This is a genomic window from Cellulomonas sp. P4_H4 (assembly GCF_056400865.1).
Genome location: NZ_JBFUKL010000002.1, coordinates 395903 through 418954 on the forward strand (window position 1 = coordinate 395903; position 23052 = coordinate 418954).

A 23052-nucleotide genomic window follows, 5' to 3' on the forward strand; every position below is an offset into this window, starting at 1 on the left:
TGGCGTACCGACTACATAGAGAACCCCTGAGAGGACCGGACCAGTGGCCGTCGCTCCGCAACGCACCGCGCAGGGCTCGCCGAGCGTGCTCGTCGAGCCTGGCTCGCACGCGTCCGCAGGTCAGGACGCCGTCCTCCGGGTGCACGCCCGCAACATCTCCGGGCAGGCCCAGGACTTCCGGGTGTCCGTCGTCGGCCTCGAGGGTTCGTGGCTCCCCACCCCTGTCGCCGTCCCGGGCGTGCCTGCGGACGCCACGGCGACCTTCGAGCTGACCCTGATGCCTCCCGTCGGGGCGGCGCCGGGCGACTACCCGTTCGTCGTGTCCGTCGAGGCGAGCACCGCGCCCTCCACCACGGCAGGCGCTCCCGCCACCACGATCGCCGACGGCAGCCTGCGCATCGACGGCGTGAGCGACCTCGTGCTGACGGTCGAGCCCGCGGACTCCCAGGCGCTCCGGCGCCGCAAGGTCCAGGTCGTCCTGGCCAACACCGGCGACCAGCCGGTGCGGGTCCGGCTGGACGCGGCAGGCGACTCCGAGCTCATGGTCGACCTCGAGGACGGCGACCTCGACGTGGGTCCGCACCAGACGGTGCGGATCCCGGGCAGCCTCCGTGCGACGCGTCCGCGCATCGTCGGCCACGCGCGCCGGACGGCCTTCCACGTCACAGCGACGGGGGCCCGGGCGCCGCAGCGGTTCGACGGAACCGTGTCGCTGCGAGCCGTGTTCACCCCTGCGCTCCTGCGGTTCGTCGCGCTCACCATGGTCGCGGTGCTCTGGGTGGTCGGGGTGCTCGCGGTCCTGCCCTGGGTCTCCGACCAGTTCTCCGACAGCGACAAGACCGCCACCGCGCCGACGCCTCCGCCGACGAGCGGCACCGACGGGAACGGTGGCGGGACCGGGACCGATGGCTCAGGCTCCGACCCGCAGGCGGGCGCCGACGGCGCGCAGGCCGCCCCCGACGTCCGCGTCTCCGGCCTCGTCACCGGCTCGGAGCCGTCGGGCGTGGTCGTCTCCGTCCAGCCGGCGTCCGCGCTCTCGACCACGAGCAGCACGTCGGCCACGCCGCCCGCGACGGCCGCCGGGATCGAGAAGGCGGTCACAGCGCTAGCGGACCCCGACCGCGCGATCGTCACCGCGGTCCTCGGCACCGGCAGGAAGCCGGCCGGCGCCGGCAAGGTCCTGTCGACCAGCCTGCCCGTCGAGCGCACCGACCAGATCTCCCAGCGACGCAGCACGGTGACCGAGGACAACGGCGTCTGGGCGTTCGCGGACCTGTCCCCGACGGCCCGCTACCTCATCGTGCTGGCCAAGCCCGGGTACCAGACCCAACGGTTCCTCGTCACGGGCGCCCAGGCCGCTGCCGCGCCGATGAAGCTCGCGATGGTGCCCGGCAAGGGCACGATGTCGGGCCGGATCACCGGACCGGCGGGCGCTGTCGGCGGAGTCGAGGTGACCCTCTCCGACGGCACCACCACGGTGACCACCCGGACCGCGACGAGCGGCCGGGTCGGCTACTGGGAGGTCGACGGCCTGTCGACGCCGAGCACGTACCTGGTCAGCGCGAGCGGGGACAAGCTGGGCGCCCAGTCGACCCTCGTGACGCTCGGTGCCGCCGGGAAGCGCACCGTCGACCTCGCCCTGCGCCCCGGCGTCGCCACGCTGTCGGGCACCGCTCGCGGCATCGACTCGCTCGGTGGGTTCGGTGGCCTCGGCGGCCTCACCATCACCGCGAGCGCGGGCGAGATCACCCGGACGGCCACGACGGTCACCGGCGACCGCGCAGGAACCTTCGTCCTGCCCGACCTGCCTGTGCCCGCCTCGTACACGGTCACGGTCTCCGGCGACGGGTACGCCACCCAGACGCGCCAGATCGACCTGACGTCCGCCGGGATCTCCCCGCTCGACATCGCGATGACCAGCATCGGCGGAACCGTTCAGGGCACGGTCACCGAACCGGGTGGCCACGGCATCGCTGCGGTCGGGCTGGTGCTCGACGGGCCCGCCGGGACGTACAAGACGATGTCCGCGTCCGACGCCGACGGGACGTTCCGCTTCAGCGGCATCGCGCCCGGCGAGTACGTGCTGACGGCGGTCGCCTTCGGCCACGAACCCGCGTCGTCACAGGTCACCGTCGTCAGCGGTGGCTCGGCGACCGTCGACCTGGTGCTTCCGATCGTCCCCGGTGACGGCATCAAGGCCTCGTCATTCATCCGCGGCAGCGTGCACGACGCCAGCACCGGTGGCCAGATCACCTGCCCGGACGGCCCGAAGGGCGAGCCCTGCATCATCACCATCTCCGCCGAGGTCAAGGACCCGGTGACGGGCATCAAGTCCACGGTGAGCGTGCCCCACGGGGATCCCGACAGCGACTACACCTTCCCGGACAAGAAGATCAGCTCGGGGCTGCTCCCGGGCTTCTACCGGTTGACGATCTCGGCGCCGGGCTACGAGTCCGGTCACGTCAACGTCACGGTGCCCATGGGCCAGGTGGTCGACGCCGCACCCGTCGCCCTGGAGCAGTCGCCGTCGATCGTCGGCACCGTGCAGGCGCGCGTGGGCACGTTGCCGTCGACGGACACGACCTGCGTGGTCGCGGTCAAGTCGGTGACCGGGGTGCCCGGCGTGAAGCCCACCGGTCCGTGCACCGAGACGGGGCCGGTCGGGGACAAGGTCTGCACGATCGTGCCCGTGAACGGATGCTCGTTCCTCGGCACCAACGGCTCGTTCGCCATCAACCGCCTGCAGGCGGGCACCTACGACGTGTGGGTCCTGCCATCTGCGGGCAGCGAGTTCCTGCCGCCGGAGAAGGGCGCGGTCTCGCTGGTGCCCGGCTCGTCGCGACGCTTCGACGCGATACTCGACCGGTACGGCGTGCTCAACGTGGTCGTGATGAAGTCCGACGGCTCTCCGCAGCTCACCCCGGACGTGCGCGCGACGGTCACGACCAACCCACCGTCCCAGCTGGTCCCGCCACCCCCCACTGCCGTCACGGACGCGACCGGGTCCGCGCAGATCCGCGGGCTCGCGCCGAACGGCGACCTCGTTGTCACGTCCAGCGGGACGTCGGGCACGGCGACGCGGCACGTCGCGATCGGACTGAACCAGGAGATCACGGTCCAGATGGTCGTCACGACGTTGCTCACGAACAACGTGGACGGCGCCGTCAAGTACCAGCGGTCTGCCGGGACGTCGTTGCCGGTCCCGCTCGCCACCGTCCAGGTCACGGGCACGACGGGGTACGTCAATCTGGACCCGGTGCGCAGCACCGGCGTCCCGGACGCGGTCACCACATCCCCGGGCGGCCTGTGGACGCTCTGCGTCACCATCGACGGGTGCCCGGGCAAGCCGGCGCCGACCAGGCTCAGGCTCATCGGCAAGCAGGTCGACGTGCGCGTCACCCACCCCGCCTTCGAGGAGTACCGGGCCAACGACGTCCCGGTCGACTCGCTCTCGACCATCATGCTCACCCCCAAGGGCGTCAAGTTCCACGGCACGGTCGCCTTCGATCCCGCGCTCCTTCCCGGAGACGTCGAGACGACGCTCGCCGACGTCCGCTTCGACGTCCTGAGCGCTCCGCCGGGGACAGGCGAGGTCTCCCTCACCGCAGCGGTGGTCAACGGCACGCCGACGGTGATCTGGACGGACACGAAGCAGCCTGCCGACGGCACGAACGGCGCCACCCTGATCCTGCCCGGCCGGTACGAGCTGACCGCGACGCTGCCCGGCTACGACAAGGAGCCGGCAAACTTCACCATCGAGCCCAGCGACGCCCCGGACACCGCCATGGCGCCCATCACGTTCACCATGAGGAAGTTCGGCTTCCTTCGCGTCCACGCCATGACGCTCCAGACCCCGACGGTCGGTATCACCGGCGCGACCATGACGCTGTCGCTGCCGGGCGGCCTGACCCAGCAGATCGAGGCGCACCCGGGCGACACGTTCGTCGACTTCGGCGACCTGCCCAAGGGCCTGTACAAGATCGCCGTGAAGGCGCCGGGGTATCGAGGGACGACCGCCGATGTCAACGTCGCCTCGGGTCAGACCACTGAGGCTCCTGAGCACGTGGACCTGGTCAAGCTGGGTGCGGTCCACGGGGTCGTCAAGTCCAGGCTGACGGTGGGCTGGACCGAGGACCTGCCTGGCGCCCGAGTGACCGTGAAGCAGGTCGGCGGCGAGACCTTCACCGGCGTGACGGACGCCGAGGGCGCCTTCCGGGTCACGGGCACCGCCGAGAGGTACGGACTGAACGAGGGCGCCTGGAGCATCACCACCACGGCTCCGGGACACTCCGACGGCGCCAGCGCGATCGACGTCCCGGTCGTGGAGAGCGTCTCTCCGCCGTCCGCCCTCGAGATCGGGCTCCCCGGCCTCCTTCCCGGCGACCCGTCCCCGCCCATCGAGATGCAGGCGGACCTCGGCGACCTCCAGGTCTTCGCGGTCGACGGCGAGAAGCCCAAGGGGCAGCAAGAGGTTGACTTCCTCGACATGCAGATCACCTACCGCGACGCGGTCAACGAGGTGTCCAGGCCCGCAGACTGCTACCCGGGGATCGTCGCGCCCGGCTGCTCGGGCGCCAGCGGGCTCTACATCTTCAAGGGTGTCCTGCCACTGACCTACAACCTGAGCATCTCGGGCGGCGGCTACTCACCGCTGACGCTTCCCGTCGTGGTCGCGCCCGGTGAGCTCAAGCAGATCACCGTCCCGATCACCACCCCCGCGGGGTCGGTCCAGGGCGTGGTCCTGCGTCAGGCGGCGACGGGTGGGACCACGGTGGTCCCGGGCGCCAAGGTCGGGCTCAAGTCCACGGAGGTGGGGGCCACGGAGAAGTTCGTCACCGCGGACAGCCAAGGCCACTACGAGTTCCCGTCCGTTCCGGCGGGCATCTACCAGGTCTCGACATCGATCGTGAACGGGCCGTCGATCAGCCGCACGGTGAAGGTCCTCGCGGGGCAAGGACTGGTGGTCGACCTCGTGCTGCAGGACGTCACGCGGCAGGTCGTCGTGACGGTCAGGTCCGAGCGAGGCACCGACCTGTCCGGCGCGCTGGTGTCGATAGCCCACGCGGGGACCGTCGGGCCGGCCGCACAGCCCGTCGTCCGCACGGCGCCCGGGGCGAACACCTACAGCACCACGTTCAACCAGGTTCCGGCCGTGGGCTTGTGGGGTATCAGCGTCTCCGGACCGTCCGGGCACCTCGGGACGACCACGGGCTCGGTAGACGTGGTCGCACCCGACCCAGGGGTTGACCCGGTCCCCATCCCGGCTCTGGTCTCCGTCACGGAGACCCAGATCGCTCTGCGTGCGACGACGACCCTCACACCCGGTCCGACGACCGTGACGGCGCAGATCAAGCAGGGCACGGGTGCGACAGCGACCAGCTACGACGTGGTCGCGTTCGTCGGCGGTGGCGACACCGTGGTCTTCGTGCCGGCGGCGGCCACGACGGTCATCGCCGCCCCGACAGGGAACCCCTACCCGGTCACCGTCACAGGCGGCACGATCGCGGCCACCGACTCGTACAAGCTGGTCAAGCTCGACGTCGTGGGACGGGCGACGACGACGACCGGTTCGGACGCCGACACCACCGTGGACCCGGGCGGGACGTTCCACGCCTCCGGGCAGGTCGCGCCGACGACCGGCACGGGGACCGTCACCGGTGGGAACCTCCAGCTGGAGTGGCTGTCCAGCGCTCCGAACGGCTGGACGCCCGTCGGTAGCACCGCGGTCGCGGACGGGTCGAAGCAGGCACTGACCGCCCCGGTCGACGATGCCTGGGGGACGGGCACGGTCACGCTGCGGGTGGCGTACGAGGGTGCCGGGGTCTGGCTCCCCTCCTCGAGCACTCCGTCGTTCACGGTGACGGTCAGGACACCGACCCAGATCGCCCTCTCTCCGGGCCCCGTCACGACCACGGTCACCGCGACCATCACGCCCAGCACGACGGGCGGACGGGTGGACTTCTTCTGGGACGACAACTCGGCGGTCTCCGGGTGTGGCAACCGGACAGTGACGGCGTCGGGGACGGCCGTGTGCACCTTCACGCAGCCGAAGGCCGACACCAAGATCTACGCCAAGACCGACCTCAGCACCACGACCTGGATCCCGTCGACCAGCGACAAGGTCGACGTCACCGGCACCGGCTGAGCAGGGGACAGACGCCGACCGGCGCCGTGGGATCCCACGGCGCCGGCCGTGCTCGACGCGGGGCGTCGGTGAAAGCCCGACGCCGAGGGCGTCAGGATTCCGACGGTGTCAGAACAGCCAGACGAGCATCAGCGTGAGCCCCACCGAGAAGATCGCCGTGTCGAGCACGACGAGCCAGGTGGGTGGGTGCACGCAGGGTTCCACCACCGTCTGCACGATGACCACCGGTGCGGGTGCCGGCTCGGGCAGGGGCGGCGGCGGGGGCGGCGGAGGCGGGTCCATGAGGGAGCCGCAGCGGACGCAGCGGGCGCCGGGGACGGACGTCGGCACGTTGAGCTCGGCACACGCGGGGCACGCGAGCGTCGCCGGGGCCGCGTTGCCGGAGGCACCGGGTGCGCGGCGCAAGGCGTCGTCGGACGAACCGTCGTCCGCCAGCGCGCTGGAGGACGGGCGGGCCCAGAACAACGGGTAGTCGCACGTCGGGCAGAAGTCGGTGGCCAGGCGACGGTCGGCGTGGACGGTCGACACCGTGCCGCACTCCGGGCATGCGAGCACCAGCGAGTCGCCGGTCGCAGACCCGATCACGTCGGTCATGACGCCACCCCTTCGGTATGTCCTTCGCCGAGCCTCTGCGGCAGGGGCCACGCTCGGCGCGCCCCGACCCAGACCTCAGCGTGCACGTGCGCGGGCACCTCGTCCAGGACGAGCTGGAGGAAAGCCGGCTCCTCGAGGAGCCCGGTGGACTGTACCTCCATGACCACCCAGGCGGGACCGATCGGCGCGGTTCCGGGCTCGAAGACTCCGCCTCCCTCGCTGACCGTCACCGGTCCGCCCGAGAAGAGCTCGAGCAGCATCTGCAGACCCCTGGTCGTGCCGCGCCACTGCAGGGTCGCACCCGCGGTCGCGAGGATCTGCCGCTGCAGGGGCTCCGAGAACGAGTCGTCGATGCCGTCGAGCCCGAGCCACTGGCCCATCCAGCGGACCATCGCGAGCGGAGTGATCGTGCGGTCCGCGAGGTAGGGCAGGTTGTCGGCGTGCGCGAGCAGCGTGCCCGCCTGCTCCTGGAAGATGCGCACGAACCGCACGAAGAAGGCCTCCCCGAGCATCCCGGCGGGGAGCTGGTTGAGGAGCCAGTCGTCGTGCCGGCTCACGGCAGGCGCCTCATCGGACGACCACCCGGTGGTCCGCCGACAGGAACAGGGCGTGCTCGGCGAGCGGGATGGACTCGCGACCGCCGCCGACGCGCCGGCCGGTGCGCAGGTCGTACTCGAACAGCTGGAGCTCGTCGACGGCCAGGACGCCCTCGACGGACTCGATCACCTGGGTCACGGCCGTCGAGGTGAGCGGGGCGTCGAAAGGCCAGCCGGCGCCGTCCGTACCGCCGGTGAGCGGGTGCACGAACCGGGTCAGCTGGTCGACCACCCGCTGACGGACCATCTGTGCCGGGCGAGCGGGCAGGGACCTGATCAGCGCGGCGACGCTCACGCCCTGGTAGTACGGAGTGCCGAGCTCGAGCGGGACGCCGACCATCCGGCGCAGGTTCAGGGAGGTCTTCACGGCTTCGAACAGCTCGGGCGACAGCGCGAAGTCGTCGATCTTGTGCACGCGCGGGTCGGACTCGAGCCGGGGGACGACGAGGACCCGGACCACCGAGGAGCCGGTGTGCGTGGCGGGCAGGCAGCGGGCGCGGGCGACCTCGACCGAGGCCTGCCGGGCGATCGCCTCGAAGTCGGACGCGGTCACGGCCCGCTGGCCGGTGCGCAGGGTGAGCGGTCCGCGGATCTTGGCCTCGGACGGGGTCTCGGCGTCGACGCCGCCCCTGGCCGGGAGCAGGTTGGTGACCGAGGCGATGAAGGGCAGCGCGGTGCGCAGCGCCGTGAGGGTGCGCACGCCGACGTTGCCGCCGGCCCCGCCGCCGCTGCGGTACCCGGAGACCCGGATCTCGGCACCGTCGCGCGGGATCGCACCGTGCTGGCGGGCGTGGCCGTCGGGGTGCCGGACGGAGGGGCCGAAGCGGACCTCGCCCGTGTTCGAGTCCCAGACCACGTGCAGGTCGTGCGGACCGGACGCGGAGAAGTCCGGTACCTCGGTCCACACCTGCGTGCCACGGCGGTCGACGACGAACACGTGCTCGTCGCCGCGCCGCTCGGCCACGGGGGACACGGCCACCCGGAACACCTGCGCGGCCACACCCGTGGACCGGCCGAGCATCTCGGCGGGTTCGGCGCGCGCGTGCTCGGCGGGCACGGTGATGCCGATGGCGTGCAGTGCGATACCGGCGATCCGCGGCGACGCCTGGTAGGTGGGCTGGCCCGGCTGCGGCCGGAGCAGCTTGACGCGCAGCCAGTGCGCCAGCGTCCCGCCGAGCATCAGCGGCTCGTGTCGCTGGGGCACCAGCAGCACGACGGAGCCGGGCTTGTTCAGGCCACCGGTGCCGTCGGACTCGACGATCGTGCGGATCCACGCCGCACCGTTCCAGGCCTCCCAGGCGAGCGGAGCGTTCAGCGGGTCGACGCCGATGCCCTCGGCGTGCGCGGCCAGGTCGAGGCGCACCGCGTAGCCGCCCAGCGACTCGCGGGTGCCCAGGTACAGGGCGTCGCCCTCGCGCAGCGGGTCCGACGGGAAGCACGTGGCCGACTGGCCGGGGAGCGTCAGGTCCTCCCAGACGTCGTTCGTCGCGACGAGGTCCGCGTCGGACGTGCAGGCGGCGACGAGCTGCGGGGGACCGACGACACCCTCATCCGACGTGCTGAAGACGATGGCGTCGGCGTCACCGAGCGCCGTCGAGACCTCGGTGCCGGTGGGCACCCGCACGATGCGCTCGGCGGGGGCGGACAGCCAGAACGTGAGGTCGGTGTCCGCGACCGCGGGCGGGAACGGCTCGATGCCGACCAGGTTGAGGAACTCGACGTACATCCGGTCGGGCACCTGGTTGATGCGGTAGAGCACCATCTCGCTCATCCAGGCGAACAGCTCGATCAGGGCGACGCCCGGGTCGGACACGTTGTGGTTGGTCCACTCGGGGGTGAACCGCGGGATCAGGCGCTTGGTCTCGTCGACGATGTCCTGGAAGGAGCGGTCGTCGAGGTTCGGCGGGTCGAGCGGCATCAGGCGTCCTCGCGGGGGATCACGTAGAAGGGGTACACCAGGTTGCGCTTGTCGTTCGTCGCGCGGACCCGGTAGGCGATGGCGATCCGGACCAGTCCGGAGCTCGTGTCGTCCTGCACGGGCGTGACCGAGTCGACCTCGATCCGCGGCTCCCACTGGGCCAGCGCGTCACGGACGGCCTGGCTGATGAGCCCGAGCAGGTTGGCGTTGACGGGCTCGAACAGCAGGTCCCAGATGCGGCAGCCGAACTGCGGGCGCATGAGCCGCTCGCCGGGTGCGGTGAGCAGGACCATGCGGATCGAGTCCTCGAGGTCGCCGCCCTGTCGGGTCAGTGCGATCGAGCCTGTGTGGTCGACCCCCATGGGCCACGCGAAGCCGCGGCCGACGAAGTCTGACGTGGGGGCGCTGGGCGCTAGCTCGCTCAATTGATCTGCACCAGCGATCCCTTGACGGAGAGCACGCCGCCGGCCTCGACCGTGCCCATCGCGGTGCCCTTGAGGGAGGCCTGCGTGCCCTGCAGCTTGAGCCCGTTGGTCGCCGTGGCCTCGACGTCCACTCCGCTCACGGCGACCTTGCTGGTCGCCTTGATGGTGACCTTCGTGGCGTCGATCGTGATGCCGCCGTTGCCGTCGAACTCGATGGACGCCGAGCCGACCGCGATCTTCAGCGGGACGCCCGCCGGCACCTTGAGGTCGGCGCGGTCCTTGCCGATCCGCAGCGAGTGGTCGAGCCCGGCCAGGGCCAGCTCGACGTGCTGGGTGGCCGGCGTCGTGCCGTCGCTCATGGTCAGCGTGTGACCGAGGCGCGAGGTGATCGCGCGGGTCACGACGGCGCCGTTCTGGTCGACCGCCTCGGCCGTGGGCGTGGTCGACTTGTTGCCGTACAGGCCCCCGAGCACCACGGGACGCGTGACGTCGTCGTCCTCGAACCCGAGGAGCACCTCGTCGCCGACCTCGGGGATGACGACCTGGCCACGCTTCGCCCCGGCGCCCATGGCGAGCACGCGGGCCCACGCGCTGGAGAGCTGGTCGGACGCGGTGCTCAGCGAGACGCGCACCCGGCCCAGGCCGTCGGGGTCCTTGATGTTGTCGACGATCCCCACGGCGAGCCCGCTGCGCCGGAAGCTCGACACCGGCGAGGACTTCTCCCACGGGTCCGACAGCTGCACCGGGTCGCGGTCACCGACGACGAACCGCGAGATCGCGTTGCCGTCCATCCACGTGTTGTCGACCTCGCGGATGTAGTAGTTCCCGTTCGACGGACCGGCTCCGTTGACCGTCAGCCGGCCCCCGGGCACGAGCAGGGCCGTGTACTGGCACTCGCCCTCCGCGGTGACACGTCCGGTGCGCGCGGCGATCGCCGTGGCGGCGACGGTGGCCTCCGTCTGCGACGTGGTCGCCGCCCGGGCGTCGACCCGCGTGTACTTGGTGCCGCCGCCGGTGGTCGCGTCGAAGCCTGCGCGCGACGTCGGGGTGGCGGCCGTGCCGACCACCGCGGACTGCGCGACGGGGTCCCACCCGCGCACGGTCACCGAGGTGGCGCCGTCGCCGACCTGCCGCGCCGAGAACGACAGGACGTCCAGCCCCATCGTGATGGAGACGGGCTGGGCGCCCGGGGCGCTGCCCGTGGCCGCGGACCACATGGAGAACTTGTCGCCGAGGATGCTCCAGTCGCGTCCGGTGCGCTCGGCGATCTCGTCGATCATGCCGAGCGCGGTGTCGTTGCGCAGCACGTACTTCACGGGCGCGGTCGGGAGGTCGATCGTCCCGAGGCTCAGACCTGCCGTCTGCACGAGCTGGGACACGATGTCCTTGAGCGACATGTCCGTGAACGACTCGACGTCGGTGTTGCGGAGCAGCTCGTAGGCGCCGTCCTGCACCACCACGGTCAGGCTGAGCCCGCCGTACGAGTCCAGCTCGCTGGTGACCGAGGTGACCTTGCCCTCGAACGCCGGGTCGGTCTTGTCGCCGTACCCGGCCTCGATCGAGATGCTCTTGCCGATGTTGAACATGCCGGACGCGACGACCGTGAAGGCGTCGTCGAGGTACGTCAGCGTGGCGCGTCCGATCGTGCGCAGCCCCCGGTGCACGCGGATCCGCCGGATCTGGAGGGTCTCGGGGACCATCTGGCCCTCGGACTTGATATCGAGCCGGATGACGGCGTCCGACTCGAGCATCGGGCTCGTCATGAGTCGAGCTTCGGGATCGTCAGCATCGCGCCGGGCTTCAGGGCGAGGGGGTCCGCGATCGAGTTGGCCGTCGCGAGCATGCGCCACCTGGTCGAGTCGCCGTAGTACTGCGCGGAGATGCGGTCGAGGGTCTCGCCCGGCTGCACGCGGTGCACGCGGTGCGGCCGCGGGGTGCCGGACGTCGGGTTCTGCTTGCCGAACGCCTGGGACTCCTCGTACTGGCGCATCACGAGAGCCATCGTGGCGCGCAGCGGCATGCCCGTGCTCGAGAAGTACGTGTAGGTGAGCTCGAGCTGGGCGATGACCGCCTTGAACGAGTGCAGGTCGCCCCAGTGGAACGTCACGTAGGGCGGGCGCTGGCTGTGCTTGGACTCGTCGGTGCCGGGCAGCGCCGGGTCGACGTCCATGAGGGAGACGATCTTGCCCGTGTGGAGGCTGACGTCCGTTCCCGTGTCGGTGGTGTCGAAGAACAGGTCGACCCGCAGGACGCCCGAGTTCGCACCGGTGTAGCGCAGGCGCGTGACGCCACGACCGGGCAGTGCGGCGCCGGCCCAGGCGTTGCTGCGGCTGATCTTGAGCTGCGCCGGGTTGAACAGGCAGGCGACGCGCGTGCCGTCCTCGGTCTCGAGGAACGCCTTCTGGCTCGACGGGGCTGCGGGCGCGGCGGGGGGCGGTGGGGTGGGCATCAGAACACCTCCGACCCGCGACGCCACGCGCGGCGCTCGGTCTCTTCCCGGAGCCGCTCGTCGATGATCCTCAGGACGGCCCAGCGGAAGCCGTCGGCATCGAGCCAGGCGTCGGGCCCGGCGACGCCGACGTCGTTGACGCCGATCTTGCCGACACCGATGGTCTTGTCGACCTGCGAGTTGTCGAACTGGGCGAAGTCGAGGTCGCTCATGTCAGGTCCCCCCTCCCCATCGAAGAAGCGTCGCACGACGTGCGGCGAGCCGGCGGGAGCGCCGAAGGTCATGGGTCCGGCGGGAATGCCGGTGGTTGGTGCGGGTGCGGTCCGTGATCCGCCGGACGTCCGAGTGGCCAGGGCGTTCGCCGCCGCCGAGCTCGGGACGGGCGGTCCCTCCGGCGACCGGCGCACGACCGTCCGCGGCGGAAGCATGCTCCACGACTCCGGGAGCCGCGGCGGGTTGGCGCCGCTTGCCGGTCGAGGTGGCGGCGCCGCCTCCCAGGAGCCGATCGTGGCCGCCAGGCCGGTCGCGGCGGCGCCCGGTGCCCAGGCGGTCGTGCCGGCACCGCGTCCGGTAGCTGTCCCGCCCCGGGTCGAGTGGACGCCGGTCGCCGGCTTGCCGACCGACGTCGACCGGCGCACGGCCGCGCCCGGTGGGAGGCCCACCGTCGGGAGCCCCGGGGTCGCAGCGCCCGCGCGGCTCATCGTCGGCACACCGTTCGACCAGGGTGACCCGCTGGCCGCTCGCGAGCCGGAGGTGCTGACGCCGCCTTGTGCTGCGCCGCTCGCGGGCCCGCGGGAGGTCGTCGAGGTGCCCGCGCTCGCGGACGGGCGCGACGAGCCGGCGAGACCCGTGGCTGCGGCGCCTGAGCCCGGACGCGAGCCCGCCGGGCCCGACGTGCTCGGGCTCGTGGCTGGGGTCGTGGTCGTCCGGCGGCGTACGGGTGCGGACGCCGACAGGATCGAGGTCGTGCCGCTTCCGGCTGTGCGGACGGTCACCGGGGACATCATGCGCAACGTGTCCCCGGGGCCGGCGTACTCCGACCGGACCGGTGCGCCGGGCTGCGCTGCGTAGCCCGGCGTGCCGACGGACGACGCCGCTGCCGCCGACCGCTGCGCCGACGCGTACACCGCTGCGGCGGCGGTGGGCGGTGCGAAGCTGCCGCGGTGGTCGCCGACGGTGATCGCCGACGAACCGCCCGGGATGCGCGTGGCGCGGCGGACCGTCGAGCGCTCGATGCCCAGGCCCCGCCCGGACGCCCGGGTGCGGGCGTGCCCGCTGCGGCGGTGGCCGGTTCCCGGCAGGTACCCGGCGAGGCCCGCGTCCGCACTCGTGAGATCGAGGTTCGCGGGGCCGCCGGTCGCGCTGGTCGACGAGGTACCGGGCATGACAGCGACAGCGGCCGCGGCCGGGTGGGACGCGTCGAGCGACCGGCGCACGGGTGTCGCCGCCGAGGTGGTCGCAGGAGTCGAGCCGGGCGCTGCCGGGGCCGACGCGGTGGTGGCCTGTGCGGGCGTGGAGGCCGCCGAAGCGGGCGACGGAGCGCTGGTCGTCGACGCGCTGAGCGGGCCGGACGAACCTGCGCCGCTGGACGAGCTCGCGCCGCTCGACGCACCAGCGCTGGACGTCCTGGCGCTGGACGGGCCGGCGCTCGACGAACTGGCGCTGGATGAGCTCGCGCTGGATGGGCTCGCGCTGGACGGCCCGGCGCTGCTGGACGAACCCGGGCTGCTGGACGGCCCGCCGCTGCTGGAGGAGGCCGCGCCGCTCGAGCTGCTGGGCGCCCCGGCCGTGCGAACGGGGACGGCCGGCACCGAGTTGTTGGGACCGGTCGGGTTGGCCGGGGCGACGCGGCTCGGACCGGCTGTGCCCGACGTACCTGCAGGTGCCGACGGCGGGCGGGCCGAGCTCGGAACAGTTCGGGAGGCCGACGACGAGGACGCCGAGCGTGCCAAGTCCGCGGCCGCGGAGGCTGCGGCGGCCGCCGAGTCCGCGCCGACGGCGGCGACGGCCGCGGACGTCGGAGCGACGGAGCGGCGCACGCGGAGGGTCGGGTCGGTCAGCGTGCTGTTGGGCCGGAAGAGCGGCCGCGCGAGCGTGCGCCGGATCGCGCTGGCCAGCGGCCGGTGCGCGGGGGCGGGCATCGGGCCGTCGCCGGAGGACCCGAGGGGTGCGCCCGCGAACAGGGACATGGTCGGTGCGGCGGCGGGCACCCCGGCGGCGGACGCGGCGTCGGGCGATCCGGCGGACGCCGCACCTGCGGCACTGCTGCTCGAGACCTGCGCGCCAGCCTCGGCAGAGCCCATGGACGCTATGCCGGTCGCCGGTGCGGGCCCGGTCGGTGCGGTCGAGGAGGCGCTCGAGGTGGCTGACGACGGAGCGGGCGCGGCAGCAGCCGGCGGGGGAGTGGCCGACGAGGTCGACACTCCGGAGGGATAGGCAGACGCGACCGCGGTCGGCGCGGCGGTGGTTGCGGCCGTCGGTGCCGACGAGGGCGTCCCGCTGTGTGTCGGCGCAGCAGGGCCGGAGGGCGATGGTGCGGAGGTTGACGACGACGGTGCGGAAGAGGGCGATGGCGCACTGGACGTCGATGACGCACTGGAAGGCGACGGCGCGCTGAGAGACGGTGACGCGCTGGAAGACGACGCGGTCGATGACGACGACGCGCTCGACGCCGAGGACGGTGCGCTCGCGGACGACGGCGCGGCCGGCGCACTCGTCGAGAGGGTCGAGCGCCGGACCGGGGCCGGGGCGGGTCCGGCCGACGATGCGGACGCTGCGGTCGTCGGAACACCGGCGCGGGAGGCGCCCGAGACCGGGGCGGCGGACGCCGCCGGACGTGCTGCGGACCGGGTGGGTGCGGGGACGGCAGCCGCTCGGCGGGCGTCGGCCGTGGCGGTCGCGAGGGCACGCCGACGCAGGAGCCGACCGGACGGCGCCGGGGCGCTGCTCGGCAGCGAGGAACCAGCAGGAACAGGGCGGGAGGCGAGCGTCGCGGCAGAGGGAGTCCGGCCACCGGTCACGGCGGACGACGCTCGTCCGGACCCCCCGTCGTTCCCCGGGCGTGCCGGGGGATCGGCTGTGCGGGCCGCGACGTGCGAGCGCATGACCCGCGAGTCGGAACTCATCGTCATCTTGCCGCTCGCGCGCACGTCCTCGGAGACGCGGACGGGGATCGTCTGGGGTGCCAGGCGTTGCGTCGAGCCGCCGGGGCGGTACGTGGACTGGTCGGGCACGCGCTCGAGCATCCGCGGAAGGCCCCGGCGCGCGGGCGCGTCCGGGACGAGCTCGTGGGTCGACCGCACCGCGGACACGTCGGACCACCAGCGCGGCGGTGCGACGTTCGCGGGTCCGGTCCCCACCGAGATCGAGGCCGCGGGACCGACCAGGGAGCGGCGGACCGCGACGGAGCGCCCCCAGCCCTCCGAGAACCGGGCCGACGACGACGCGACCGAGCCGATGCGGGCCGGACGAAGGTGCCCGAGCACCGGTCCGGGCCGACGCATGCGCACGCCGATGGAACGACCCAGCCGCGTGCGGGGGTCGTCTTCCGATGATGTCGGTGCGATGCTCACAGGGTCTTCGCCCGGAACCCGTTGTGCGCGACCTCGAGCGTCTCGGACAGGGTGCTGGCCATGTCGGCGCTGAGTGTCGGACCGCTCCACGCGACGGCGAACACGCCCTCGAACTCCCAGGAGCGTAGGCGCGTGCCATCACCGCTGATGACCGTCACCGCACCGGTCGATCGCGTGATCTTGTTCTGGGCGCCGGTGAACCCCTCGCCGGAGGACTTGCCCACCCAGGTGAACAGGGCGTCCGAGTTCACCAGGCCGCGCTTGAAGACGAGGTGCGGCCAACGGATGACGCCCGGAAGCTTGTGGACGTACTGGTTCTGGCCGCCCTCGACGTACTCGTGCTCGGTGACGGTGAGCTGCAGGCCGCTGATCTCCTTGAAGGCGCCGATCTCGACGCCGTCCACCTCGAACACGAAGTTGGTGGCGACGGGCGCGTCGCCACCCAGTGCTTCCTCAGGCACTCTCTCTCACCGCCTCCCACGCTCGAGCGTTCATTGCCGACACAGCGCGCACCATCCGGACCCGGTCCAGGTGCTCGAGGTCGAGCAGCTCGTTGAGTGGCCAGTGCAGGTGGTACGCGAGGAACGCGATCTCCTGCCACAACGCCTCGGTGGGGTAGCGCAGCATCGTTCGGTCCTACCGTGCCTCGGTCGGAATCTCCTCGATCGACGCGCGACCGGTCCGGTAGGTGATGGTGTGCCCGGGTGTCTCCGACGACGAATCAGCGGCGGCCGGAGCCGGCTCCGGAGCCACAGGCTCCGGAGCCGACCCGGGCAGAGGTCCGGCTTGCTGCTGAGCTGCGACGAACTCGTCGAACTCCTCCTGCGAGCCGAAGTTGATCACGCCGTAGAAGTCCTGCAGGTAGGCCAGGTCGGCCGCGAAGAGACCCTCGATCTCGTGCGCGGTGACCATGACCAACGTGCCCAGCTTCTCGACGACCCGCGCGAGCACCACGATCGTCAGCCGCGGGTCGTCCGGGCCGCTGATCGTGGGGTCGCGCAGGGGCTCGAGCTCGTCACGCGCCGTTGCCAGGCGCATGACACCTTCCCGGTGGAGTCCGCCGTCCCGGTCCACATACCCCCGGGGCAGCGTGAACTCGTAGCGGGTCTTGAGGGTCACTTGATCCTGGCGAGCGACTCGATGGTGAGGGTGATGGTCTCCTTCACCGGGTCGTTGGAGTCGACGCTCAGCTGGTCGGTCGAGATCTTGCTCGGCCAGCCGTTGGTGAAGTTGAACCGCGCAACCTCGACGTGGGTGGAGTCGTACATGACGATCGACCCGTTCTTGCGGTTGTTGGTGCGGTCCGACAGCAGGATGCCCTTGGTGTAGATGTCGTTGAACCAGCCCCACATCTTGTCCTGGGTCGAGTCCGGCGGCGCCATGCGCACGAGCGACAGGTCGGGCGCCTTGTTGCGGCCGGCGAGGGTCTTGACCTGGACGGACTTGCCGTCCTTACCCACCTGCTGCGTGGTGGCCACCTCCATCTCGACGTCGAGACCGGACACGGACGCAAGGATGGTGACGACGTTGCCGTCGATCTCCAGGAAGAAGTTCTGGGCGATCAGCGGGTCTGTGGCAATGAGGTCGTTTGGCATCTAGATGCTCCTCAGTCTGAAGTGAGTGGTGGTCGCGCGCTCAGGACGCGGTCTGCTTGTTCTGGCTGATGCGGAAGATCACGAACTCGGCCGGCTTGACGGGCGCGATGCCCACCTCGACGACGAGCTTGCCGGCGTCGATCGACTCCGGCGGGTTGGTCGTCGCGTCGCAGTTGACGAAGAACGCCTCCTGCGGGCTCTGGCCGAACAGGGCGCCTGCCGACCACAGACCGCGCAGGTATGCGTTGAGCGTGCGCTTCACGCCTTCCCACAGGGCCACGTTGTTGGGCTCGAACACGGCCCACTGCGTGCCCTCGAGGATCGTCGCCTCGATCATGTTGAACAGGCGGCGGACGTTGATGTACGTCCAGTCCGTGTCGTTGGAGAGCGTGCGGGCGCCCCAGATGCGGATGCCGCGCTGGCCGAACGGCCGGATCGCGTTGATGCCCAGCGGGTTGAGCACACCCTGCTCGGCCTGGGTGATGCTCCGCTCGACGTCCAGGACGCCGCGGATGGTGTCGTTGGCCGGGGCCTTCCACACGCCGCGGGTCTCGTCGGTCCGGGCCCAGACGCCGGCCACGTGGCCCGACGGCGGGATCAGGATCTCGGAGTTGCCGTTGGAGCCGGTCGGGTTCTCGACCTTGATCCAGGGGTAGTAGAGCGTCGCGAACGCCGAGTCGAACTTCGCGGTGTCCGTGCGCCACTCCTTGACCGCCTGCGGCGTGAGTCCGGGAGGGGCGTCGAGGATGGCGATGCGGTTGGCGTGCTGCTCGCAGTGCGCGATGAGGCTCGTCTGCACGGCCCTCCAGAGGCCGAGGTCGAGCGACCCGTCCTCCTTGGTCGCGGCCGTGACCAGGTCCGGGACCAGGACGATCGTGACGTCGTCGGCGATCGCGAGGCCGGCGATGCCGGTGCGTGCCGACTCCGAGCCCGCGAACTTGCGGCCGTTGACCGGGACCGGCTTGGCGGCGGCCTGCTCGAGCGTGTACGCGCCCGGCTTGAGCAGCTCGAGCTGGCTCGTCAGGTCGACGTCCTCGGCGAGCTTGACCTCGACCTTGACGCGCGTGGACGTCTTGTTGATGACCGTCGCGGCATCACGGGGGCCACCGAGCGTCAGGTCGTCGTAGCTCTCGACGGCTTCGCCGCCGTCGACGATCGTGATGCTGAACGGTGCGGGACCGTCGTGGTCGTCGGCGACCTCGGCGGCCTCCACGACGATGGTGAGGTTGGCGTCGGGCTCGATGGACTCCACCGAGATCGGCAGGCCGAGCGAGCGGTCCGCGGCGGGGAGGGCCAGGCGAGCGGGCTCACCGGACGGCTCCGCGTTGGGCACGCGGACGACGTACGCGAGGCTGCCGCCGTTGAGGAAGTAGCCGTACACGGAGAGGGGCAGGATCGCCCCTTCGACGAAGCCGCCGTACAGGGCCTCGAACTGGGTCCAGCTGGTGACCAGACGGGGCGCGAGGCCCTGCGGGTCGTTGGGGTCGTCCTGGGGCGCTCGCTCGGTGAACCCCACAAATGCGGCCACAGCGGTCGGCGCCGAAGCGAGGACCTTCTGGCTCGAGGGGATCTCTTCGACGTAGACGCCGGGCGCGGTGTATGTGGGCACTGGCCATCCTTAAGTTGGATCGCTCCCGCCCGGGCATGACCTGCGCGGGGACGCTGCGACGCGGGTGTGTCGTCGTCACGTTAAGGACGCCCCTCCGTACGGGACATCGGTAATCGCTACCGAGGTTTTCAAACCCCTGCTGCGAGCCATATGGTTTCGACTTGGCACAAGTGCTCGGGAACGCTTCGCACCGTGCCGACACACAAGCGAGAGACACGAGTCTGGCGCTGTGTCGTGCACGAGGCGGGAACCCGATGGTGTCAGGACATGAGCATCCGTCGACGACGACGGTGTCGTCGCCGTCCCACGTGCTGGCCCAGCCCGTAGCGGACGGTCAGCCGTCGGTCCCGCAGCAGGTCCAGGCCCACCACTCGCGTCGTCGCACGAGCCTGTTACGTCCCGTCGTGGACCAGGTCCGCAGCGAGCTGGCCAGCGGACGTTCCGTGCTCGTCGTCGGTGACGCCGGCGTGGGCAAGACGCACCTGGTCACCACCGCTCTGTCGATCCTGCGGCTCGCCGACGGGACCGCGCCGCACGTCGTGACGATCTCGGGTGCCTCGGCCCGCGGGGGCATCCCGCTGGGCGCACTGGAGCCGCTGCTCGGTGACGACGCGCTCGTGTCGCTCGGCAGCGTGGCCCGCACGGTCGCCGCCGTCGCTGCATCCCTGCGGGGCCGCGCCCACGGCGGCCCGCTCGTGCTGCGCGTCGAGGACGCGCACCTGCTCGACACCGCCAGCTCGCAGGCGCTGGGCTGGATGGTGCAGCAGGGTGAGGTGCTGGTCGTCGCGACCGCCCGTGCCTCTGCCGTCGCCGGCTCGCCCTGGCTGGAGCTGTGGAAGGACGACATCGTCGAGCGCATCGACGTCCCGACGTTCACCATGACCGAGGTCGAGCACTGGCTGATCGCCGAGCTGGGCGGCCAGGTGTCCGTCGACACCGTGCGGCGCGTCTGGGCAGAGACCGGCGGCAACGCGTTCCACCTGTCCGAGCTGGTGCGTGCCGACCGTCCGGGCGGCGCCCTGCGGCAGGCCGACGGCGTGTGGGTGTGGACCGGTCGGGCCACGCCGGGTCGGCGACTCCTCGACCTTGTCGCGCACGACATGTCCCTGCTGTCCGCCGATGCGCGCCACGCCATCGAGGTCGCGTCGCTGGCGTGCCCGATACCGCTCGGCGCACTGCTCGACATGGTGCCGAGGCCCGCGGTCGACGAGCTCACGCGCATCGGCCTGCTGACCCTGACCCCGCGCATCTCGGTGTCGGGATCCGGTGACGTGCTGGTGGACCTCGCGCACGCGCTGTACGCGGAGGCGGTCCGCTCCGGCATCCCGCGCGCCCAGCGTCGCGAGGTGCTGCTCCGGGTGGCCGAGCTCACCCACGACGGCCTGCGCAGCGGACCCGCCCTCGTGCGGTCCGTCTCGCTGACCCTCGACTGCGACATGGCGGTCGACGCGCCCCGGCTGCGCGCCGCGATCGACGCGGCGTTCGAGATGCAGCAGCCCGACACGGTCGTGCGCCTCACCACCGCAGCGCTGCGTCGAGGACTGCTGGACGACGTGCACCGCATCGAGCTGATCGTGCAGCGGGCGGACGCGCGGTGGCACCAGGCCGAGCACGCGCGGGCCGCCCGTGACCTGGCCGACGTGATCGACGCGATCCGGGAGATCAAGTCCCCGGACGCCCGCACCGTCCGCCTGATGGTGGCCGCGGTCGCGATGCAGGCGGGCGTCGCGCACAGCCAGGACGGCGACCTGCTGCAGGCGCTCGTCTCGTTCGGACCGGCGGAGTGGTGGATCGACACCCTGCCCGCGCCCCTGGCGATGGTCGGCCGACGAGAGCTCGACCTGGCTCGGCTCACGCGCCTCGCGTACGCGGGCCGGGCCGACCTCGACGCCGCGCTCACGGTCCTGATGGACCCCGCCGTCGCGGGCCTCGCCCTTCCGCTCGCCTGCCCCACGATCCTGGGCCTCGCGCAGTCCGGCCGGTTCGCCGACGCCGCACGTGTGGCCGCCCGCTACACGCAGCTCGCCGTCGCGCACCGTGACCGCTACCGCTGGGCCCTCAGCGAGGTCGCGATCGCGGGCTTCCTCGCCGCCCTGTGGTCCGGCGACATCACCGCCGCGGAGACCGTCGCCGGGACGAACCCGGCCTACGCCGCCCCCGAGTGGGTGGCCACCCACATCACCCGCGGGCTCGTCGGAGCGGCGCACGGCAGCTGGTCAGCCGCCCGCACCGACCTGCGTGCGGCGTCGGCCCGCCTCGGCGCGACCGGTCTGGGCGGCGTCGCGGTGTTCACGCACGCCGCCGAGGCCCTGGCCGCCGCCGCGTCCGGTGACGGCTCTGCCGCCCGCGCGCTGCTCGCCTCGGTGTCCGACGCGCACCTCGGGACGACCGCCGGCCTCGAGTCCGAGATTCGCCTGCTACGCGTCGATGCCCTCCTGTGGATGCGCGACCCGCGTGGCGCGCAGGAGGCCTCCCACCTCGCTGGCTGGGCTGCGAGCCACGGCCTGCCCCGCACCGAGCTCGAGGCGCTGCACCGCTGCGTCGACCGGTCGGTGCGCGGTCGCCTGATCGACCCGGTCCTGCTCGCCCGGGTCGAGGAGCTCTCGTCGCTCGTCGACGGTCCGCGCGCCGCCGCGCTCGTCTCGCACGTGTCCGCACTCGCCATCGGCGACCCGGACCTGATCCGCATCGCCGAGCGGTCCCTGAACCGGGCCGGCCTCTGGCTCCCGCCGCAGGAGGCGCCGGTCGCGCTCACGCGTCGTGAGCAGGAGATCGCCGCGCTCGCCGCCGGTGGCATGACCTCGCGGGCCATCGCCCAGCGGTTGACTCTGTCCGTGCGGACCGTGGACAGCCACCTGGCGCGCGTGTTCGCCAAGACGGGTGTGCACTCGCGCGAGGGGCTGTCGGTCGTCCTGCGCTGATCAGATCGTGGCGCCGACGCCGTCGGCCGCCGCCTCCAGGGCCGCCACGTCGATCTTGCTCATCGTGAACATCGCGTTCATGGCGCGACCTGCACGGTCGGGGTCCGGGTCGCCCAGCAGTGCCGGCAGGGCGGCCGGGATCACTTGCCACGACAGACCCCAGCGGTCCTTGAGCCAGCCGCACCGCCCCGGCTCGCCCCCGTCCTCGAGCAGGGCGTCCCAGACGCGGTCGCACTCGGCCTGGTCCGGCACGGACACCACCAGCGAGAACGACTCGTTGAACGTGTACTGCGGGCCACCGTTGAGCGCCTGCATCTCGATGCCGTCGAGGACGAAGTCCACGGTCATGGCCGTGCCGGCGGGCACGGGCGCCCCGTCGGGGTAACGGGCCACGGTCGTGATCCGCGAGTTGGGGAAGATCTCGACGTACCGCTGCGCGGCTTGCTCGGCCTCGTCGTCGAACCACAGGAACGGGCTGATGGTCATCTCGGTTGCCTCCGTCGTCAGCGACGCGTGGCCTCGTGCCGGTGCGTCGTCCTTTCATGAGGTGGTCGGAGCCGACGCGGGGATCTCGACATGGCGCGGTTCGTTAGTTGGGCGGACTAGTTGGGCGGACGCCGTGCCCTGGCGAGTTCGGTAGGCTCCTGGGCGTCTGACGGGCTCGTATCCCACCCGTCCGGCGTGCGCGCCTGTAGCTCAGGGGATAGAGCACCGCTCTCCTAAAGCGGGTGTCGGCAGTTCGAATCTGCCCAGGCGCACAGTGTGTTGTTGCAGGTCAGCGCGATCTTGGGTGCGACCCGTGTGGTGGCTGCGACCGCAATGTCCGGTTCGTGGTCAGCATGTGGTCAGCAGTCCTCATGCTTGGTGAACCAAGTCAGAGCGTCGCGCCGAGCAGCACCTTGCGCTGGATCGAGCGGAGGTGCCGAATGGTCTCGGCATCGGAGAGACCGGTTGTCGTCTCCCAATCGACGCCAGAACCGACTCGGTCCGACACGAACACCAACTCCGTTGCAGCGATCGCGCGGTCGGTGTCAGCGCGGGTCGCGCGACCACCTGCGCGGATCAAGGCCCCGAGCCGGTTGCACTCCTCGTAGAGGTTCGCGACGCCGGCGAATCCCATCGCAACCGCGACAGCTTCGTTCGGGTGCGCGGGCCCACCCCATTCGCTGAGTCCTGCCTGCAGGACCGCCCGTTCCTCGTCAGTGAAGTCCACGCCGAGACCCTAGCC

The 23052-nt window shown here is 71.8% G+C and carries 17 protein-coding genes and 1 tRNA gene; 4 read left to right on the plus strand and 14 right to left on the minus strand.

Going from position 1 to position 23052, the window contains the following annotated elements; all coding sequences use genetic code 11:
- Positions 1-43: 43 nt before the first annotated feature.
- The gene (locus tag AC1DPN_RS08120; protein WP_477084225.1) at positions 44-6145 is read left to right on the plus strand and encodes a carboxypeptidase regulatory-like domain-containing protein; all 6102 of its coding nucleotides are present in this window, start codon (positions 44-46) and stop codon (positions 6143-6145) included.
- Between the two features lie 108 nt (positions 6146-6253).
- Here AC1DPN_RS08120 and AC1DPN_RS08125 read toward each other — a convergent pair whose 3' ends face one another.
- From AC1DPN_RS08125 to AC1DPN_RS08155, 7 genes are read right to left on the minus strand one after another with little or no spacing between them, the layout of a single operon-like run.
- A complete protein-coding gene (locus tag AC1DPN_RS08125) occupies positions 6254-6739 on the minus strand; it encodes a hypothetical protein (RefSeq protein ID WP_477084226.1) in 486 nt (161 codons plus the stop codon).
- The gene (locus AC1DPN_RS08130; protein ID WP_477084227.1) at positions 6736-7296 is read right to left on the minus strand and encodes a phage tail protein; all 561 of its coding nucleotides are present in this window, start codon (positions 7294-7296) and stop codon (positions 6736-6738) included. Before AC1DPN_RS08130 ends, AC1DPN_RS08125 begins: the two co-directional genes overlap by 4 nt.
- A gap of 10 nt (positions 7297-7306) precedes the next feature.
- Positions 7307-9253 (minus strand): putative baseplate assembly protein, encoded by a 1947-nt coding sequence (locus tag AC1DPN_RS08135; protein ID WP_477084228.1) that lies wholly within the window; start codon positions 9251-9253, stop codon positions 7307-7309.
- Complete coding sequence (locus tag AC1DPN_RS08140) at positions 9253-9678, minus strand: GPW/gp25 family protein (protein WP_477084229.1); 426 nt, start codon at positions 9676-9678, stop codon at positions 9253-9255. The genes AC1DPN_RS08135 and AC1DPN_RS08140 overlap by 1 nt, the downstream gene beginning before the upstream one ends.
- Positions 9675-11441, minus strand: coding sequence for a phage baseplate assembly protein V (locus AC1DPN_RS08145; RefSeq protein WP_477084230.1), 1767 nt, complete (start codon positions 11439-11441; stop codon positions 9675-9677). Before AC1DPN_RS08145 ends, AC1DPN_RS08140 begins: the two co-directional genes overlap by 4 nt.
- Positions 11438-12127 (minus strand): CIS tube protein, encoded by a 690-nt coding sequence (locus AC1DPN_RS08150; protein ID WP_477084231.1) that lies wholly within the window; start codon positions 12125-12127, stop codon positions 11438-11440. Before AC1DPN_RS08150 ends, AC1DPN_RS08145 begins: the two co-directional genes overlap by 4 nt.
- The gene (locus AC1DPN_RS08155; RefSeq protein ID WP_477084232.1) at positions 12127-13512 is read right to left on the minus strand and encodes a hypothetical protein; all 1386 of its coding nucleotides are present in this window, start codon (positions 13510-13512) and stop codon (positions 12127-12129) included. The genes AC1DPN_RS08150 and AC1DPN_RS08155 overlap by 1 nt, the downstream gene beginning before the upstream one ends.
- Between AC1DPN_RS08155 and AC1DPN_RS08160 the strand changes: the two genes are divergently transcribed.
- On the plus strand, positions 13511-14563 hold the full coding sequence (locus AC1DPN_RS08160; RefSeq protein ID WP_477084233.1) for a hypothetical protein: 1053 nt from the start codon (positions 13511-13513) through the stop codon (positions 14561-14563). The genes AC1DPN_RS08155 and AC1DPN_RS08160 overlap by 2 nt on opposite strands.
- Positions 14564-15695: 1132 nt before the next feature.
- On the opposite strand, the gene AC1DPN_RS08165 is transcribed toward AC1DPN_RS08160, so the two are convergent.
- The 5 genes from AC1DPN_RS08165 to AC1DPN_RS08185 form a co-directional block, all read right to left on the minus strand.
- The gene (locus AC1DPN_RS08165; protein WP_477084234.1) at positions 15696-16160 is read right to left on the minus strand and encodes a phage tail protein; all 465 of its coding nucleotides are present in this window, start codon (positions 16158-16160) and stop codon (positions 15696-15698) included.
- Positions 16153-16326 (minus strand): DUF6760 family protein, encoded by a 174-nt coding sequence (locus tag AC1DPN_RS08170; protein WP_196804605.1) that lies wholly within the window; start codon positions 16324-16326, stop codon positions 16153-16155. Before AC1DPN_RS08170 ends, AC1DPN_RS08165 begins: the two co-directional genes overlap by 8 nt.
- Before the next feature lie 9 nt (positions 16327-16335).
- The gene (locus AC1DPN_RS08175; RefSeq protein ID WP_477084235.1) at positions 16336-16737 is read right to left on the minus strand and encodes a hypothetical protein; all 402 of its coding nucleotides are present in this window, start codon (positions 16735-16737) and stop codon (positions 16336-16338) included.
- A gap of 77 nt (positions 16738-16814) precedes the next feature.
- Positions 16815-17294 (minus strand): phage tail protein, encoded by a 480-nt coding sequence (locus tag AC1DPN_RS08180; protein WP_477084236.1) that lies wholly within the window; start codon positions 17292-17294, stop codon positions 16815-16817.
- Between the two features lie 40 nt (positions 17295-17334).
- Positions 17335-18903: a phage tail sheath family protein gene (locus tag AC1DPN_RS08185; protein ID WP_477084237.1), complete on the minus strand. Its 1569-nt coding sequence runs from the start codon at positions 18901-18903 to the stop codon at positions 17335-17337.
- Between the two features lie 290 nt (positions 18904-19193).
- Between AC1DPN_RS08185 and AC1DPN_RS08190 the strand changes: the two genes are divergently transcribed.
- Complete coding sequence (locus AC1DPN_RS08190; RefSeq protein WP_477084238.1) at positions 19194-21824, plus strand: LuxR C-terminal-related transcriptional regulator; 2631 nt, start codon at positions 19194-19196, stop codon at positions 21822-21824.
- On the opposite strand, the gene AC1DPN_RS08195 is transcribed toward AC1DPN_RS08190, so the two are convergent.
- Positions 21825-22310 (minus strand): VOC family protein, encoded by a 486-nt coding sequence (locus tag AC1DPN_RS08195; protein ID WP_477084239.1) that lies wholly within the window; start codon positions 22308-22310, stop codon positions 21825-21827. It lies immediately after the preceding gene.
- A gap of 199 nt (positions 22311-22509) precedes the next feature.
- Between AC1DPN_RS08195 and AC1DPN_RS08200 the strand changes: the two genes are divergently transcribed.
- Positions 22510-22582 (plus strand) — tRNA-Arg (locus tag AC1DPN_RS08200).
- Between the two features lie 116 nt (positions 22583-22698).
- Here AC1DPN_RS08200 and AC1DPN_RS08205 read toward each other — a convergent pair.
- Positions 22699-23037 carry a hypothetical protein gene (locus AC1DPN_RS08205; protein ID WP_477084240.1) on the minus strand — a complete coding sequence of 113 codons (339 nt, stop codon included), beginning with the start codon at positions 23035-23037 and terminating at the stop codon, positions 22699-22701.
- Between the last annotated feature and the right edge of the window lie 15 nt (positions 23038-23052).

Excerpts from the sequence above, each read along its gene's own strand:
- AC1DPN_RS08175 (WP_477084235.1), bottom strand. The coding sequence starts at position 16,737 with ATGCGCCTGGCAACGGCGCGTGACGAGCTCGAGCCCCTGCGCGACCCC.
- AC1DPN_RS08145 (WP_477084230.1), bottom strand. The coding sequence starts at position 11,441 with ATGACGAGCCCGATGCTCGAGTCGGACGCCGTCATCCGGCTCGATATC.
- AC1DPN_RS08125 (WP_477084226.1), bottom strand. The coding sequence starts at position 6,739 with ATGACCGACGTGATCGGGTCTGCGACCGGCGACTCGCTGGTGCTCGCA.
- AC1DPN_RS08150 (WP_477084231.1), bottom strand. The coding sequence starts at position 12,127 with ATGCCCACCCCACCGCCCCCCGCCGCGCCCGCAGCCCCGTCGAGCCAG.
- AC1DPN_RS08160 (WP_477084233.1), top strand. The coding sequence starts at position 13,511 with ATGACAGCGACAGCGGCCGCGGCCGGGTGGGACGCGTCGAGCGACCGG.
- AC1DPN_RS08180 (WP_477084236.1), bottom strand. The coding sequence starts at position 17,294 with ATGCCAAACGACCTCATTGCCACAGACCCGCTGATCGCCCAGAACTTC.
- AC1DPN_RS08170 (WP_196804605.1), bottom strand. The coding sequence starts at position 16,326 with ATGCTGCGCTACCCCACCGAGGCGTTGTGGCAGGAGATCGCGTTCCTC.
- AC1DPN_RS08135 (WP_477084228.1), bottom strand. The coding sequence starts at position 9,253 with ATGCCGCTCGACCCGCCGAACCTCGACGACCGCTCCTTCCAGGACATC.
- AC1DPN_RS08195 (WP_477084239.1), bottom strand. The coding sequence starts at position 22,310 with ATGACCATCAGCCCGTTCCTGTGGTTCGACGACGAGGCCGAGCAAGCC.
- AC1DPN_RS08155 (WP_477084232.1), bottom strand. The coding sequence starts at position 13,512 with ATGCCCGGTACCTCGTCGACCAGCGCGACCGGCGGCCCCGCGAACCTC.